Consider the following 14398-nt stretch of genomic DNA (forward strand, 5'->3'; position numbering starts at 1 on the left):
ACATCTGGTTAGTGGGATCCGGTTAAAGACCATCAGCTCTCGGGGCGCGAAACACTTTGCGGAAACAAACCGCAAGCAACCCAGGAGTATAGCGATGAATCTGATCGCTCAGATCGAAGCGGAACAGATTGCCGAGCTTGGCAAGACTATTCCCGATTTCAAGGCCGGCGACACCATCCGCGTCGGCTTTAAGGTGACGGAAGGCACGCGTACCCGCGTGCAGAACTTCGAAGGTGTCTGCATCAGCCGCCAGAACGGCGCAGGCATTGCCGGATCGTTCACCGTCCGCAAGATTTCATTCGGCGAAGGTGTGGAGCGTATGTTCCCGCTCTATTCGACCAACATCGAAGGCATCGAAGTGGTCCGCCGTGGCCGCGTCCGCCGTGCCAAGCTGTATTACTTGCGCGCCCGTCGCGGAAAGTCGGCCCGTATCGCCGAAGACAGCACCTATAAGCCCAAGAAAGCGTAAGGACTGGTCAGATGAAAAAAGACATCCACCCCGATTACCACGACATCAACGTCAAGATGACCGATGGCACAATCCTGCAAATGCGCTCGACCTACGGCAAAGAGGGTGACCAGCTGTCGCTGGATATCGACCCCACCGTGCATCCCGCATGGACCGGCGCCTCGGGCCGTTTGATGGACTCCGGCGGCCGCGTCACGAAGTTCAAGAAGAAGTACGAAGGCCTCGGCTTCTAAGCTCGTACCTTTTGCGATTTTGCAAACGCCGCTCCGATTGGGGCGGCGTTTCTCGTTTTGGGGCGCTTTTGTCCGGATGGGCTGCGCACTGGATCAGGCAAGAGCGAGGGCCTATATCCCCGCCATGGACCACAAAACTTTTATCTCCCAGCTACCGGCCGAAACGCTCGCCAATCTCAACGCGACCGAAAACGCCGCAGGTATACGCCACCTCATCGGCCACGCTGGGCTGATCGCGGCGTTGGCCCTGTGGATCGCGCAGGGCTGGCCACTGTGGCAACTCGCGCTCGTCATGCAAGGCATCACGATCTGCTTCCTCTTCACGTTGGAGCATGAGGCAACACACAAGACGCCGTTCCGCTCGGCGCCTCTGAATGAATGGTCCGGTCGCATCTGCGGGGTCCTGTTGCTGCTGCCGTTCGAGTGGTTTCGCTACTTTCACCTTGCCCATCATCGCCACACCAACATCCCCGGCAAAGACCCAGAACTAGCGGAGAGCAAACCAGAGACGGTATGGCAGTATATCCGCCATGTATCCGGCCTACCCTATTGGCTGGGCATGGCACGGGTCACGCTGGATTGCGCGCGCGGTAGGATGGACGCGGCTTATATCCCCGCTCGCGCCCGCCCCCGCATCATCCGCGAGGCGCGCATCATGCTGGGGATTTATGCGGGCGTGCTAACTAGCCTCTTCTTCACGCCGCTCCTCTTTTGGATCTGGCTGCTGCCGGTCCTTCTGGGCCAGCCGTTCCTGCGGCTGTATCTACTGGCCGAGCATGGGCGCTGCGCCTTTGTCGCCGACATGTTCCAGAACACCCGCACGACCCACACGGGCCGCATCGTGCGGTTTCTGGCGTGGAACATGCCCTACCACACCGAGCATCACACCCTGCCGAACGTCCCCTTTCACAAGCTGCCCGCGCTGCACAACCACATGCAGGGGCACCACGGCGTCCTGCAAAACGGCTATGCCGCGTTCACTGCTGACTATGTGCGCGACCTGCACTGAGGCTTGCACGGAACGGGGATGCGCGGTACCTCGCTGGCAACACTGAGGATGGGTGCCCCGATGGATGATCTGCGCGACAAGTATATTCGGCTGATAGCGAACGCCGATGGTGAAGCCACGCTGGAGGATCTGCGCGTGCAGGCCGTCGGCAAGAAGGGCGAGATCAGCCTTGCCATGCGCGAGCTGGGCAAGATGACCGCAGAAGAGCGGCTGGTTGCCGGGCCCAAGCTGAATGCGCTGAAGGATGAGATAAACTCGGCGCTGGCCGCCAAGAAGGCCGCGCTGGGCGACGCCGCGCTGGACGAGCGTCTGCGCGGCGAATGGCTGGACGTCACCCTGCCGGGCCGCACGCGGAGGCAAGGCACGATCCACCCCATCAGCCAAGTGACCGAAGAGGTCACGGCTATCTTTGCCGACATGGGCTTTGCCGTGGCCGAAGGGCCGCAGATCGAAAGCGATTGGTATAACTTCGACGCGCTGAACATCCCCGGCCACCACCCCGCGCGGGCCGAGATGGACACGTTCTATACCCACCGCGGCGAGGGGGACGAGCGCCCACCGCATGTCCTGCGAACCCACACCAGCCCAGTGCAGATCCGCACAATGCAAGAGCAGGGCGCCCCCCTCCGCATCATCGCGCCGGGCCGCGTTTACCGCGCCGATTACGACATGACGCACACCCCCATGTTCCACCAGATCGAGGGTCTGGCGCTGGACAAGGACATCTCCATGGCGAACCTGAAATGGGTGCTGGAGGAGTTCGTAAAAGCATTCTTCGAGGTTGACGACGTCGAGCTACGCTTCCGCGCGTCCCACTTTCCGTTCACCGAGCCGTCGGCCGAGGTCGACATCCGCTGCTCATGGGAGGGCGGCACATTGAAGGTCGGCGAGGGCGACGATTGGCTGGAGATTTTGGGCTCTGGTATGGTGCATCCGCATGTTCTGCGCGCGGGCAATATCGACCCTGACGAATGGCAGGGCTTCGCCTTTGGCATGGGCATCGACCGGATTGCGATGCTGAAGTATGGGATACCGGACTTGCGGGCGTTCTTTGATAGCGACCTGAGGTGGCTGCGGCATTATGGGTTTGCAGCGCTGGATGTGCCGACGTTGAGGGGTGGGTTGTCGCGATGAGTTTGTTTTCACGCCTTTTTGGCAAGGCAGAAAAACCCCACTCCGTGGCCTTGGCCCATACGCGAGGGTTCTCCCATGAGATAGTTGGCGAAGCAAGTTACCAAGCCAATTTAACTAAGATTGCTGGTCGCAAGACTGAGCACTCGGCTAAACACGAGTGTCTCGCAATTCTTGAATGTGACGATAATAATCCGCGCGACGCTAATGCTATCGCTGTTAAAATTGACAACCGTCTGGTTGGCTACCTTCGACGGAATGAAGCCATAACATATAGGGATGAACTTCGGGCAATCGACGCAGCGATGCCAATTGGCGAAGTGCGTGCGAAAATAGTCGGCGGTTGGAAGAATGACGAGGAGGAGGGGCACTTCGGAGTGAAACTAAATCTGAAACGCCCTCTCCAAGTTGCAAAAAAAATAAAGGGTCGGTAAAATGAAGCCCACTACCTTCTGACTTTTGGCCGCTTGGGCCACTAGGCCAGCTTCACTTCTGTAACAGAAGCCGGGCGGGCGCCTGCCCGTGGGCGGGCGCGGCAACCCCTGAACGGCGCGCTTTATGCCAGCCAAGCCCCTCCACCCTATCCGCGACGCACCACGCATCAGAAGCGCCAGCCTGCCGGGACGGGCAGGCGCTCGTCCAGCGGGCTACGCCCTTGATTCCGGACGAAAGGGCGCCCAGCACCCCGCTGCCTCCGCCCTTCCCCCGCCGCGCCTTCTGCGGTATGCGAGGCCAACCCATAATCACCTGCGGATGACGGCACATGAAATTCACGCTTTCCTGGCTCAAAGACCATCTCGACACGCGCGCTTCGGTTGATGAGATCACCTATGCGCTGACCGATCTGGGTCTTGAGGTCGAGGGCGTCACCAACCCTGCCGCGCGGCTGGCTGAGTTCACCATCGGCAAGGTCACCCATGCCGAACCGCACCCCGATGCTGACCGTCTGCGCGTGTGCAAAGTGGCCACGGACGATGGCGAGTTGCAGATCATCTGCGGCGCGCCCAATGCCCGCGAGGGGATCACCGTCGTCGTGGCCAAGCCGGGCGTTTACGTGCCGGGCATCGACACCACCATTGGCGTCGGCAAAATACGCGGGATCGAGAGCTACGGCATGATGTGCTCGGAACGGGAGATGGAACTGTCGGAGGAGCATGACGGCATTATCGAGCTGGCCTCGGGCGAGATCGGCGAGCGCTATATCGACTGGCTGGCGGCCAATGATCCGGCCAAGGTGGACCCGGTGATCGAGATTGCGATCACCCCCAACCGCCCCGATGCGCTGGGCGTGCGCGGTATCGCCCGCGATCTGGCAGCACGCGGTCTGGGCCAGCTGAAGAACGCACCTACAGCTCATATCGAGGGCGAATTTCCCAGCCCGATCGCCGTGACCATTGACGAGGATACCGCCCGGAACGGCTGCGAAGTATTCGCCGGGCGCGTCATTCGCGGCGTCAAAAACGGACCCAGCCCCGAGTGGCTTCAGGACCGATTGCGCGCTATCGGGCTGCGGCCTATTTCGGCGCTGGTCGACGTGACGAACTTCTTTACCTTCGACCGGAACCGCCCTCTGCACGTTTTTGACGCAGGCAAGGTGCAGGGCGATCTGCGCATCCACCGCACCAAGGGCGGCGAGACGCTGACAGGGCTGGACGAAAAGGAGCATACCTTTGGCGCCGGGCAGGTCGTAATTTCTGACGATAGCGGCATTCTGAGCATCGGTGGCATCATGGGCGGGCTGGCGACGGGCTGCACCGAGGACACGGCTGATGTGTTCCTTGAGGCTGCCGTCTGGGACCATATCCAGATCGCCGCCACGGGCCGTGCGCTGAAAATCAACTCGGACGCGCGGTACCGCAACGAGCGGGGGATTGATCCCGCCTTCAACATGGAGGCCGTCGATCTGGCCACGCGGATGATCATCGACCTCTGCGGCGGAACGCCGTCCAATTTGGTGAAGGCAGGCAAGGTGCCGGACACGCGCCGCGCCTACAAACTGGTCCCGGCCAAGGTGCAGTCACTGGTCGGCATGGACATTCCCGAGGCTGAGCAGCGCCAGACGCTGACGGCCCTCGGCTTCCGGCTTGAGGGCGATATGGCCACCGTGCCCAGCTGGCGGCCCGACGTGACGGGTGAGGCTGATCTGGTCGAGGAGGTGGCGCGCATCGCGTCGCTGACCAAGCTGGTGGGCCGCCCCCTGCCCCGGATGCAGGCCGGCGTGCCAGCACCCATCCTGTCGCCCATGCAAAAGCGTGAGCAGATTGCACGGCGCACGGCGGCGGCGCTAGGCTACAACGAATGCGTCACCTACAGCTTTGTAGACAAGGCATCAGCAACTTTGTTTGGCGGCGGCGATGACGCGACGATGTTGGCCAATCCGATCAGTAGCGAGATGAGCCATATGCGCCCCGCACTGTTGCCAGGCCTCTTGCAGGCGGCGGCACGCAACCTTGCGCGCGGGATCACCGATATGGCGCTTTTCGAGGTCGGCCATGCCTTTCATGGCGGCGAGCCGGGTGAGCAGCATTTGCAGGTTTCGGGCATCATGCTGGGGCGGACTGAGCCGAAGGATGTGCATGGCAGCTCCCGCCCGGTCGACCTTTACGATGCGCGCGCGGACGCCGAGGCAATCCTCGCGGCCATCGGCGCGCCCGCCAAGGTGCAGATCCTGCGCGGCGCGGCAGAATGGTGGCATCCGGGGCGTCATGGCATGATCTGCCTCGGGCCGAAAAAGGTGCTGGGTGTCTTTGGCGAACTGCATCCAAAAACCCTGCGCGCGATGGGCATCAAAGGCAGCGCCGTAGCCTTCACCATCTGGCCCGCCGAGATTCCCCTGCCGCGCAATGCCACCGCCAACCGCGGCGCGGCACAAATCCGCGATTTGCAGGCCGTGGAGCGTGATTTTGCGTTCGTCGTTGATGCAGATGTCGAGGCGCTGACGCTGGTAAATGCTGCTGCTGGTGCCGACAAGGCACTCATCGAGGATGTGCGCGTCTTTGACGAATTCATTGGCGGATCGCTGGGCGAGGGAAAGAAGTCACTGGCGGTCACGGTCCGGCTCCAGCCTATCGAGGCGACGCTAAAGGATGCCGACATCGAGGCCGTGTCGGCCAAGATCGTTGAGAAAGTTACCAAGGCGACAGGCGGCGTTTTGCGCGGCTAAGCGAAGGAGAAAGCGATGCTAAACGTATATTTGAGCGGCGAGATTCACACCGACTGGCGCGACCAGATCGCACAAGGCGCGAGCGGGCTGAATATCGACTTTAGCGCGCCGGTCACGGATCACAGCGCCAGCGACGATTGCGGTGTCGCCATTCTGGGGGCCGAAGCGGAAAAGTTCTGGCACGACCACAAAGGTGCCAAGCTAAACGCGATCCGCACACGTCAGGGCATCGAGGAGGCCGACATCGTCGTGGTCCGCTTTGGCGACAAGTACAAACAGTGGAACGCCGCGTTCGATGCGGGCTACGCCGCTGCTATGGACAAGTCGCTGATCATTCTTCAGCCTGAAGAGCATGACCATGCACTCAAAGAAGTCGATGCTGCCGCGCTGGCCGTCGCGCGCACGCCCGAGCAAGTGGTGCAGATCCTGCGCTACGTGCTGGACGGCACGCTGCCTAAATAAGGCGAAGCGCCGGGGCCGGCCAAGCACGCCACAAGGGGGGGCGGCAGTGGGCGCCGCACCGCCGCCGGATCATTGCCTACGGGGGCAAAGCATCGACATTATCATAGATATTGAGCCAAAAATGTGCATTAACGTCCCGATGAGGCCGCGCAAAGCGGCCCTTTGAAAATATAGACGAGGGACAATAATGCTAAATGAATTTAAGGACTTTATCGCCAAGGGCAATGTCATGGACATGGCCGTTGGTATCATCATCGGCGCGGCATTCACCGCTATCGTGACGTCTATGGTCGGCGACCTGATCAACCCCATTATCGGTCTCTTTACAGGCGGCGTTGATTTTACCAACAACTACGCCGTTCTGGCAGGCGAAGTACCTGCGGGCGCATCGCTTGAGGTCGCACGCGAGACGGGCGCTTCGGTCTTTGCCTATGGCGCGTTCTTGATGGCCGTCATCAACTTCCTGATTATTGCATTCGTTGTCTTCATGTTGGTGAAGTATGTGAACAAGGTGAAATCATTGGCCGAAAAGCCCGATGATGTCGCACCCGAAGTGGTCACTGGCCCGTCCGAGAAAGACATCCTGATTGAGATCCGCGACGCCCTGAAGACCCGCTGATCCAAGTCGTTAAATCGCTAAGGGAGCGGGTGAATACTCGCTCCCTTTGTTGTATCAGGCCTGAATATCAAACCGCCGGGGCGACTGGATCGACACTTAGGTGGCCTCTCTTGATCCAGACCAGCGCGCCGTCCGGCCCCGATACCAGTTTGGCGCTCCCGCCGCGCGGTAGGCGCAGCCAGCTTTGCGGGCTGAATGCCTCGCTGCCCTCGGCAAATCCGCCTTGCAGCACCGGAATTTCAGCACCACCATCTGCGTTTAAATCCAGCGCAATGCCGGGTGCCCAACGCTCTTGCACCACCTCCTCGCGCTCGTCGGAAAACAGCGGCATTACCTCGATGCCGTCTGACACAGGCTGAAACGGTATCTTGCCGGTGTCGATGCGCACATGCGTGCGGTCGGCCAGATCGAACTGCCACAGCTTAACGAAGATCGTGCAGCCGGGCACCGAGCCGGGCGTGTGCCGCGACTGCGGCGGGTTGCGGATGTAGCTGCCCGCCGGAAAATCGCCATGCTCGTCCGAAAAAACGCCGTCGAGTACCAGAAACTCTTCGCCGCCCGTATGAACGTGCGGGGAAAATGCGCTGCCGGGCGCATAGCGTACGATGCTGGTGGCGCGCGCCACCTCATCGCCCATCCGGTCCAGCATCCGGCGGTCTACCCCCGCCATCGGCGAGGGCGACCAAGGCATGTTAGCCGCGTGAACGGCAGTGCGTTGGCCAAAGTCTGCGTTTATGTCCATATACTTGCTCCTTTAGCCTAGCGTTCACTTGCTGGCAATTTCATCGATACGCTCTCAACCTGATCGGTCAATCCTTTTTGGATCAGCACGATGCCGCTGGCCGTCAGCCAAAGCGACGTTGCTATTACCCACCGGATCAGCATGAGCGCCTGAGATAAACCTTTGTCTATTGCGCCAATCCAGTTATTTGGGCGCCCAAAGCATATTTCGGTAAAATCAACAGGCAGGCACGACATGGAACAATTTATGGATCAATTGGGCGGCTACGCGCCGCTGGTGATCAATGCGGTCAAGGCGCTGCTCGTGTTAGTGATCGGCTGGACAATCGCCGGGTTTGTTGGGGCATTCATTCGGCGCCAAGTGCGCAAACATAAGCGGATCGACCAGACGCTGGGCAATTTCTTTGCCACTATTGCGACCTGGGCGATCCGCATCATGGTGTTGCTGGCGGTGCTGAACCTATTTGGCATCGAGGCAACCAGCGTGGTGGCCGTGCTGGGCGCAGCGACGCTGGCCATTGGTCTGGCGCTGCAGGGCACGCTGGCCGATCTGGCGGCGGGGATCATGCTGGTGATCTTTCGCCCCTACAAGCTGGGGCAATACGTGGATATTGGCGGCACCAGCGGCACGGTCAGCGAGGTCGCGCTGTTTTTTACAGAACTGACGACACCGCAGAACGTGCAGATCATCGTACCAAACGGTCAGGCGTGGGGGTCGATCATCACCAACTATTCAGCGCATGACACGCGGCGTCTGGATCTGGTGTTTGGCGTCGATTATGCGGACAGCGCAGATACAGCGATGCAGATCATTCTGGAAAATGCCCGCGCGGACGAGCGCATCATGAGCGATCCTGAGCCATGGGCGCGCGTTACGAACCTTGGCGATAGCTCGGTCGATATCACGGCGCGGCTGTGGACCGCGACCGCCGATTATTGGAACGTCAAGTTCGAGCTAACGAAGGCGATCAAGGAAGACTTCGACGCCAAGGGCATTTCAATTCCGTTCCCTCATCAGGTGAATGTTGAGCCAAAGAAGGCCGGCTAACGCTAGCGCTGCGCCGGGCTTTCGTTGCGCATTCTCAGTCCACCACACGGCAGGTCAGATTTATCCGCCCGGCGCCCCTGAGCAGCGACGACGACCCGAATTTAATGCGATCAACGCCGTGATATGCCTTGCGCGCGTCACCGCCCATCACCACCACGTCGCCCGAACGCAGCCAGTGCGACACTGTGCTGCCGCCGCGCGCCGTGCCGCCGACGCGCAAAAGCCCCTCGTCGCCCAGCGAGATCGACAGTACGGGCCAGCTGAAATCAGCCTCGTCCCGGTCTTGGTGCAGGCCCATGCGCGCGCCCTCTGCGTAGTAGTTCAGCAAACAGCAATCGGGGCCGCGCGCGCCGCTTACCAAATCGCGCCAGATCGACAGCACGGCCTCGGGGATGTCGGGCCACGCCTGCCCATCCGGATGCGTTCGCGCATAGCGGTAGCCTGTTTTATCTGACACCCAGCCATAGCGCCCGGCGGATGTCATTCGCACACTCATCGCGCGGCCCATTGGGGTCATGGGCGAAAACAGTGGCGCCGCTGACACCACGCTTCGCAGCGCGCCGACCAGCGCAATTTGTTGCTCCGCGCCCAGATATCCGGGCATAATGCGGAAGCCGCGAAGATCAAGTTCGGTCACACCTGCGCCCCCCCCCCAGCACCTATTTTGCGAAAAAACTGCAAATTCCATCGCCTCGCAGCGCTTGCAGGGCCTTCAAGCCCTCCCTATATACGCCCAGACGCAATGGCCCGCAAACATGAGCCGCGCCTAACATAACCGGGGCTAGGATGCCGAAACGGGTCCTGTCCTGCTATATCGCCTAAAGAGAAAGGGATGAATACATGTCCAAAGTTATTGGTATCGACCTCGGAACAACAAACAGCTGCGTTGCCATCATGGACGGCAAAACAGCCCGCGTGATCGAAAACTCAGAAGGCGCGCGCACGACACCGTCGATCGTCGCCTTTACAGAGAACGAGCGCCTCGTTGGCCAGCCCGCCAAGCGGCAGGCCGTCACGAACCCCGAAAACACCGTCTTTGGCGTCAAGCGCCTGATCGGCCGCCGTGCCGATGACAAGCATCTGTCCAAAGACAAGAAGAACATGCCGTTCAAAATCATCGACGGCGGCAATGGCGACGCATGGGTTGAGGCGCGCGGCGAGAAGTATTCGCCCAGCCAGCTCAGCGCATTCATTCTGGGCAAGATGAAAGAAACCGCCGAGAGCTACCTTGGCGAAGAGGTCACGCAGGCCGTCATCACCGTGCCCGCATATTTTAACGACGCCCAGCGCCAAGCTACCAAGGACGCGGGCAAGATTGCCGGCCTCGAAGTGCTGCGCATCATCAACGAGCCGACAGCAGCCGCGCTGGCCTATGGCCTAGACAAGGAAAACGCCCAGACGATCGCGGTCTATGACCTTGGCGGCGGTACATTCGACGTGACCATCCTCGAGATTGAGGACGGCCTGTTCGAAGTCAAGGCGACCAACGGCGACACGTTCCTCGGCGGCGAAGACTTTGACATGCGGATCGTCGATTATCTGGCGGGCGAGTTCAAGAAAGAGCATCAGGTCGACCTGACCAAGGACAAGATGGCGTTGCAGCGTCTGAAAGAGGCGGCTGAAAAGGCCAAGATCGAGCTTAGCTCGTCCTCGCAGACCGAGATCAACCAGCCATTCATTTCGATGTCGTCCAGCGGCCAGCCGCTGCACATGGTTATGAAACTGACCCGTGCCAAGCTGGAATCGCTGGTTGGTGACCTGATCAAATCGTCGCTGAAACCGTGCCAAGCCGCGTTGAAGGATGCCGGCCTGTCCGCGTCGGACATCGACGAGGTCGTTCTGGTCGGCGGTATGACCCGCATGCCCAAGGTGATCGAAGAGGTGACCAAACTGTTCGGCAAAGAGCCTAACAAGGGCGTAAACCCTGATGAGGTCGTCGCTATGGGCGCCGCAATTCAGGCCGCCGTCTTGCAAGGCGATATCAAGGACGTCGTCCTTCTGGACGTCACGCCCCTGAGCCTTGGCATCGAGACGCTTGGCGGTGTCTTTACCCGCCTGATCGACCGCAACACGACCATCCCGACGAACAAGTCTCAAGTCTTCTCGACCGCCGAGGACAGCCAGAGCGCGGTGACGATCCGTGTGTTCCAAGGTGAGCGTGAGATGGCCGCCGACAACAAGATGCTGGGCCAGTTCAATCTGGAAAACATACCGCCCGCACCGCGCGGCATGCCCCAGATCGAGGTGACGTTCGATATTGACACCAACGGTATCGTGTCAGTGTCAGCCAAGGATAAAGGCACGAACAAAGAACAGAAAATCACGATACAAGCATCGGGTGGCCTCAGCGACGAGGACATCGAACGTATGGTCAAGGATGCCGAAGAGAACGCCGACTCCGATAAGGAGCGCCGCGAACTGGTGGAGGCCAAGAACCAAGCTGAAAGCCTGATCGACTCGACCGAAAAGTCGATGGAAGAGCATGCCGACAAGGTGGACCCGACTACAATTGAGGCCATTGAGCTGGCGATCTCGGCACTGAAGGACGATCTGGAGAAGGATGACGCAAGCAAGATCAAGTCTGGCATCCAGAACGTTACCGAAGCGGCTATGAAGCTGGGTGAGGCGATCTATAAGGCCAGCCAGAGCGACGACGACGGCGGCCCTGCCGCCGCTGATGAAGCCGGCGGGCCGGGCTCAGACGACATCGTCGACGCCGACTTCGAGGACCTTGACGATAACAAGCGCGCCTGATGCGCCACTAAGAAACCTTCGGGCCGGTCTTTCAGCTAGGCCGGCCCAACTCGTTTCAGGTTTAGGAGTTATCGCATGGCAAAACGCTGTTATTACGAGGTTCTTGGCGTCGCGCGCGCGGCCTCACCGGATGAGATTAAAAAAGCGTATCGCGGGCGCGCCAAGGCGCTGCACCCCGACAGCAACAAAGACAATCCTAACGCCGAGACCCAATTCAAGGAAGCGGGCGAGGCTTATGAGGTCCTGAAGGACGCCGAGAAGAAGGCAGCCTACGACCGATTTGGTCACGCCGCTTTTGAAGGCGGAATGGGCGGCGGCGGTGGCGGGCGCCCCGGCGGAGGTCAAGGCGACTTCTCCAGCGCATTTTCAGACGTGTTTGACGATCTCTTTGGCGATTTCATGGGCGCGCGCGGTGGCGGCGGACGCCAGCGCGCCGCACGCGGATCAGACCTGCGTTACAACATGCGCGTCACACTGGAGGAGGCCTATCTGGGCCTGCAAAAGACGATCAACGTGCCGACCTCAATCCAGTGCAAATCCTGCGACGGATCGGGCGCTGAGGGCGGCGCTGAGCCAACGACATGCCCCACCTGTTCAGGCATGGGCAAGGTGCGCGCGCAGCAGGGTTTTTTCACAGTCGAGCGGACCTGCCCCACATGTTCTGGCATGGGACAGATCGTGCAGAACCCGTGCAAATCCTGCGGCGGCCAAGGCCGCGTCGAGAAGGATCGTGCCCTTAGCGTGAACATCCCTGCCGGGGTTGAGACCGGCACGCGGATACGCTTGTCGGGCGAGGGCGAGGCCGGGATGCGCGGTGGACCTCCGGGCGACCTTTACATTTTTATCGAGGTGACCAAGCACAGCCTGTTCGAGCGCGAGGAGAACAATCTGTTCTGCAACGTGCCTGTGTCGATGATTACTGCCGCGATTGGCGGTGATATTGAGGTGCCGACAATTGACGGTGGCCGTAGCAAGGTAAAGATCCCAGCTGGTAGTCAAGCGGGCCGCCAGATGCGCTTGCGTGGCAAGGGTATGCCAGCCCTGCGCGGCGGCGGTGCGGGCGACATGTTCATCGAGTTGGCCGTTGAGACGCCCGTAAACCTGACGTCGAAGCAAAAGGAACTGCTGCGCGAATTCGAGGCGCTATCGGAGGATAACAATCCCGAAAGCAAGACATTCTTTCGCTCGGTCAAGTCGTTCTGGGATAGCATGAAGGGCTGATTTCACCTGCTCGCTAAAACCCTAAAGAATTAGGAGCGGTCCGGCTGGGCCGCTCTATTCGTTTTTGATAGGCGCAACTGTTGCTCTGCAGCATGCGCGTTGCGCGGCAAACGCGGTATGATATCAAATTTCGCGCGCCCTTTCATATTTCCGGGGGCCGCGATAATATACGCGAAACGCCCCAAGTCGAGGGCGTGGGGCAAGGGATCTTGGGACATGGCGCATATAATCGTCGTCGGAAACGAAAAAGGCGGCGCAGGTAAATCTACGGTGTCGATGCACGTCGCCACCGCGCTGGCGCGGATGGGCAAAACGGTCAGCGCTTTGGATTTGGACCTGCGGCAGAAAACGTTCGGGCGCTATGCCGAAAACCGCAAGGCGTTTTTGGCCAAGGCCGGTTTAGAACTTCCCAGCCCTTTTTATCATGACCTGCCTGAGGTGGACGCCGCCGCGCTTAGCCCCGGTGAGAACGTCTACGACCGCCGCCTGTCCGAGGCTGTCGCAACGCTGGAACCCGACAGCGATTTCATCGTGATCGACTGCCCCGGCTCTCACACCCGTCTCAGCCAAGTCGCGCACAGCCTTGCCGATACGCTAATCACGCCACTTAACGATAGTTTCGTTGATTTCGATCTGCTTGCCCATGTCGATGCAGACGGACGCAAGATCCTGCGCCCTTCAGTTTATTCCGAGATGGTCTGGAATGCGCGGCAATTGCGTGCGCAAGCGGGGCTGAAGCCAATCGATTGGATAGTCGTCCGCAACCGTGTCGGCGCCCAAGCCATGGTGAACAAAGAGAAAATGGGCCTCGCTCTGGATAACCTTGCCAAGCGCATCGGCTTTCGCACCGCCCCCGGCTTTAACGAGCGGGTGATTTTTCGCGAGCTATTTCCGCGCGGCCTGACCTTGCTAGATCTCAAGGATGTGGGCGTCAAGCAGCTTAACATCTCGAACGTTGCGGCCCGGCAGGAGCTGCGCGACCTGATTAAGGCACTCAAGCTGCCGGGGATCGAGCCGAATTTCTGAGCGAGTATTGCCGCCGGCGCGCCTTTTATCCTGGCGGCATACTTGGCCCAGTACACAAGTTCCGCTGAAATTAGCGATCTATTCATGAGAATCGGCGCAGAATGAACGCCGGGGTCTCCGCGATCAAGTTCAGCGAGGAACGTGGGCATGGATAGGGATATCAAGGCGGTGCAACGGTGATGCAATTCTTGCAGGTCATGTGGCTGGGCGCATCTGCGACCCTTTTTGCCCTTTGGGTCTGGATGCTGTGCCGCGAGATGGTCCAGCTCTCACGCGATGCGCGCCACTGGCGCAGTGCCTATAGTGGTACATCTTCTGCAATCCGCATGCCAATCTCGCAACTGCGCCGATTTTTTGGAAAATCAGATCACCAGCGGCAACGTCGGCGATTGGCTGCGTTAACCGCTGCCTTGCTAGGCGTAAACGCATTCGGCGTTGTGATTTGGCCCAGCGGACTGGGCTAATCACACCTGCTTTCGTGCGCATACCGTTACGCGCATCTTTCAACCTCTGCGCCGCTCT

At 60.0% G+C, this 14398-nt stretch carries 15 protein-coding genes; 13 read left to right on the forward strand and 2 right to left on the reverse strand.

Annotated elements, in window-relative coordinates; all coding sequences use genetic code 11:
- The first annotated feature begins 94 nt into the window (after nucleotides 1-94).
- From rplS to mscL, 8 genes are all read left to right on the forward strand, one after another.
- Nucleotides 95-469, forward strand: a complete 375-nt coding sequence (gene rplS / locus MK6180000_RS15480; RefSeq protein WP_138935541.1) for a 50S ribosomal protein L19 — start codon at nucleotides 95-97, stop codon at nucleotides 467-469.
- A gap of 11 nt (nucleotides 470-480) precedes the next feature.
- Nucleotides 481-702, forward strand: a complete 222-nt coding sequence (rpmE, locus tag MK6180000_RS15485; RefSeq protein ID WP_138935542.1) for a 50S ribosomal protein L31 — start codon at nucleotides 481-483, stop codon at nucleotides 700-702.
- 124 nt (nucleotides 703-826) lie between these two features.
- Nucleotides 827-1711, forward strand: coding sequence for a fatty acid desaturase (locus MK6180000_RS15490; RefSeq protein WP_138935543.1), 885 nt, complete (start codon nucleotides 827-829; stop codon nucleotides 1709-1711).
- Between the two features lie 60 nt (nucleotides 1712-1771).
- The gene (pheS, locus tag MK6180000_RS15495; protein WP_138936543.1) at nucleotides 1772-2845 is read left to right on the forward strand and encodes a phenylalanine--tRNA ligase subunit alpha; all 1074 of its coding nucleotides are present in this window, start codon (nucleotides 1772-1774) and stop codon (nucleotides 2843-2845) included.
- Complete coding sequence (locus tag MK6180000_RS15500) at nucleotides 2842-3276, forward strand: hypothetical protein (RefSeq protein WP_138935544.1); 435 nt, start codon at nucleotides 2842-2844, stop codon at nucleotides 3274-3276. Before pheS ends, MK6180000_RS15500 begins: the two co-directional genes overlap by 4 nt.
- A 329-nt stretch (nucleotides 3277-3605) precedes the next feature.
- Nucleotides 3606-6005: a phenylalanine--tRNA ligase subunit beta gene (gene pheT / locus MK6180000_RS15505; RefSeq protein WP_138935545.1), complete on the forward strand. Its 2400-nt coding sequence runs from the start codon at nucleotides 3606-3608 to the stop codon at nucleotides 6003-6005.
- Between the two features lie 15 nt (nucleotides 6006-6020).
- Complete coding sequence (locus MK6180000_RS15510; RefSeq protein ID WP_138935546.1) at nucleotides 6021-6467, forward strand: YtoQ family protein; 447 nt, start codon at nucleotides 6021-6023, stop codon at nucleotides 6465-6467.
- Between the two features lie 187 nt (nucleotides 6468-6654).
- On the forward strand, nucleotides 6655-7086 hold the full coding sequence (mscL, locus tag MK6180000_RS15515) for a large conductance mechanosensitive channel protein MscL (RefSeq protein WP_138935547.1): 432 nt from the start codon (nucleotides 6655-6657) through the stop codon (nucleotides 7084-7086).
- Between the two features lie 67 nt (nucleotides 7087-7153).
- On the opposite strand, the gene MK6180000_RS15520 is transcribed toward mscL, so the two are convergent.
- A complete protein-coding gene (locus tag MK6180000_RS15520) occupies nucleotides 7154-7828 on the reverse strand; it encodes a cupin domain-containing protein (protein WP_138935548.1) in 675 nt (224 codons plus the stop codon).
- Nucleotides 7829-8062: 234 nt separating this feature from the next.
- Here MK6180000_RS15520 and MK6180000_RS15525 point away from each other — a divergent pair, with 234 nt between their 5' ends.
- The gene (locus MK6180000_RS15525; protein WP_138935549.1) at nucleotides 8063-8875 is read left to right on the forward strand and encodes a mechanosensitive ion channel family protein; all 813 of its coding nucleotides are present in this window, start codon (nucleotides 8063-8065) and stop codon (nucleotides 8873-8875) included.
- A gap of 34 nt (nucleotides 8876-8909) precedes the next feature.
- Here MK6180000_RS15525 and MK6180000_RS15530 read toward each other — a convergent pair whose 3' ends face one another.
- Nucleotides 8910-9563 carry an alpha-ketoglutarate-dependent dioxygenase AlkB family protein gene (locus MK6180000_RS15530; protein ID WP_171054656.1) on the reverse strand — a complete coding sequence of 218 codons (654 nt, stop codon included), beginning with the start codon at nucleotides 9561-9563 and terminating at the stop codon, nucleotides 8910-8912.
- Nucleotides 9564-9715: 152 nt separating this feature from the next.
- Here MK6180000_RS15530 and dnaK point away from each other — a divergent pair, with 152 nt between their 5' ends.
- The 4 genes from dnaK (at nucleotide 9716) to MK6180000_RS15550 (ending at nucleotide 14340) form a co-directional block, all read left to right on the forward strand.
- Nucleotides 9716-11629: a molecular chaperone DnaK gene (dnaK, locus tag MK6180000_RS15535; protein WP_138935551.1), complete on the forward strand. Its 1914-nt coding sequence runs from the start codon at nucleotides 9716-9718 to the stop codon at nucleotides 11627-11629.
- Between the two features lie 75 nt (nucleotides 11630-11704).
- Nucleotides 11705-12850: a molecular chaperone DnaJ gene (gene dnaJ / locus MK6180000_RS15540; RefSeq protein ID WP_138935552.1), complete on the forward strand. Its 1146-nt coding sequence runs from the start codon at nucleotides 11705-11707 to the stop codon at nucleotides 12848-12850.
- A 216-nt stretch (nucleotides 12851-13066) separates the two neighbouring features.
- On the forward strand, nucleotides 13067-13876 hold the full coding sequence (locus MK6180000_RS15545) for a division plane positioning ATPase MipZ (RefSeq protein ID WP_138935553.1): 810 nt from the start codon (nucleotides 13067-13069) through the stop codon (nucleotides 13874-13876).
- A gap of 176 nt (nucleotides 13877-14052) precedes the next feature.
- Nucleotides 14053-14340 (forward strand): hypothetical protein, encoded by a 288-nt coding sequence (locus tag MK6180000_RS15550; RefSeq protein ID WP_138935554.1) that lies wholly within the window; start codon nucleotides 14053-14055, stop codon nucleotides 14338-14340.
- Nucleotides 14341-14398: the final 58 nt, after the last annotated feature.

It is taken from the genome of Roseovarius arcticus (genome assembly GCF_006125015.1).
In the GTDB taxonomy this organism is placed as follows: Bacteria; Pseudomonadota; Alphaproteobacteria; order Rhodobacterales; family Rhodobacteraceae; genus Roseovarius; species Roseovarius arcticus.